A 2,032-nucleotide genomic window follows, 5' to 3' on the forward strand; every position below is an offset into this window, starting at 1 on the left:
CATCGAGCCGGGCGAGATCGCGGCGCGGCTCGTCGAGCACGCCGCGGTGCGCGACGCGGTGGTGGTGGCGCGCCAGGACCGCGCGGGCGAGCAGCGGCTGGTCGCCTATGTGGTGTGCGCGTCCGAGGCGGGCTCGGATGGGCTGGATGGAAGCGAACTTGCCGGCACCTTGCGCACGCATTTAAGTGCGCGGCTGCCGGACTACATGGTGCCGTCGGCGTTTGTGCACCTTGCGGCGCTGCCCTTGACGGTGAACGGCAAGCTCGACCGCAAGGGCCTGCCGGCGCCTAAGGATGAGGCGTATGCGCGCGCCGCCTATGAGGCGCCGCAAGGCGAGATCGAGACGGCGCTGGCGACGATCTGGGCCGAGCTTCTGGGTGTTGAGCGGGTCGGACGGAACGACCACTTCTTCGCGCTGGGCGGCCACTCGCTCTTGGCGGTGCAGCTGATCGAGCGTCTGCGGCGGCTGTCGCTGGGGGTGAAGGTGCGGACTTTGTTCGCCAGGCCGGTGCTGGCGGATCTGGCCGCGAGCCTGCGCAGTCATCACGAGGTGGCGGTGCCGGCCAACCTGATCACGGCAGAGAGCCGCTCGATCACGCCGCAGATGCTGCCGCTGATCGAGCTGACGCAGGGAGAGATCGATCGGATCCTCGCCACGGTGCCCGGCGGCGTCGGCAACATCCAGGATATTTATGCCTTGTCGCCGCTGCAGGACGGCATCCTGTTCCATCATCTGTTGGCCCGCCAAGGCGATCCGTACCTGCTGGTGTCGCAGATGGCGTTTGCCGACCGTGGCGTGTTGGACCGCTATCTTGCCGCGGTTCAGCGGGTGGTGGACCGGCACGACATCTTAAGGACGTCGTTTGTCTGGGAGGGCCTGTCGCGCGCGGCCCAGGTGGTGTGGCGGAACGCGCCACTCAATGTGACCGAGGTCGAGCTGGATGGCTCCGGCGGTCCTGGCCACGCGCAGCTCAGGCTGAGGTTTGATCCGCGCCAGCACCGCATCGATCTTGGCCGGGCCCCGCTGTTGCGGTTTGTGATCGCGCGCGAGCCCGGCAGCGCGCGCTGGCTGCTCTTGCAGCTGCAGCATCATCTGATCGGGGATCACACGACGCTGGAGGTGATGCATGCCGAGGTTAGGGCCGTGCTCGGCGGGCGCGACCATGAGCTGGCCGCCCCGCAGCCGTTCCGCAACCTGGTGGCGCAGGCGCGCCTGGGCGTTGGTACCAAAGCGCATGAAGAGTTCTTCCGGGGACTGCTGGGGGACATCGATGCGCCGACCACGCCGCTTGGCTTAAGCGAGGTCCACGGCGACGGCTGCGGGGTTCATGAGGCGCATCGGAGGCTGCCGCAGGCGCTCAACGCGCGATTGCGCAGCCAGGCGCGGCGGCTTGGGGTCAGCCTGGCCAGCCTGTGCCATCTGGCGTGGGGACAGGTGGTGGCGCGCAGCAGCGGCCGCGAGCAGGTGGTGTTCGGCACGGTGCTGTTTGGCCGCATGCATGGCGGCTCGGGTGCCGACCGCACCATGGGCCTGTTCATCAACACCCTGCCGCTGCGGCTTGATCTGGACGGCACCGGGGTCGAGGCGAGCGTGCGGACCACGCACGCCCGGCTGGCCGAGCTGCTGGCGCACGAGCATGCCTCGCTGGCGTTGGCGCAACGCTGCAGCGGCGTTGCGGCGCCGGCGCCGCTGTTCAGCGCGCTGTTGAACTACCGCCACACCGCGCCGGCGCTCGCTTGCGGACCGGATGCTGGGCTGGGCGGCGTGGAATGGCTGGGCGGGGAGGAACGCACCAACTATCCGCTGACCCTGTCGGTGGATGATTTTGGCGAGGCGCTCGGTCTGACGGCGCAGGTGGCGGAGCTCGTCTCCGCGGATCGGGTCTGCGGCTACATGCAGCGCGCGCTCGAGCAACTGGCCGACGCGCTGGAGCAGGCGCCGAACACGCCGGTGCGCGAGCTGGATATCCTGCCGGCCGCTGAGCGCGCGTATCTGTTGGAGGAGCTGAACCGGACGGCGGCGCCGTATCCC

General features: G+C 69.2%; 1 protein-coding gene. It reads left to right on the plus strand.

Features of this window, described 5'->3' with window-relative positions; all coding sequences use genetic code 11:
• Window positions 1-2,032: condensation domain-containing protein (locus KIP88_RS45625; protein ID WP_249791565.1), on the plus strand; the 2,032-nt coding region annotated here is incomplete at both ends.

The sequence above is a fragment of the Bradyrhizobium sp. SRL28 genome (assembly GCF_018596315.1).
Classification (GTDB): domain Bacteria; phylum Pseudomonadota; class Alphaproteobacteria; order Rhizobiales; family Xanthobacteraceae; genus Bradyrhizobium.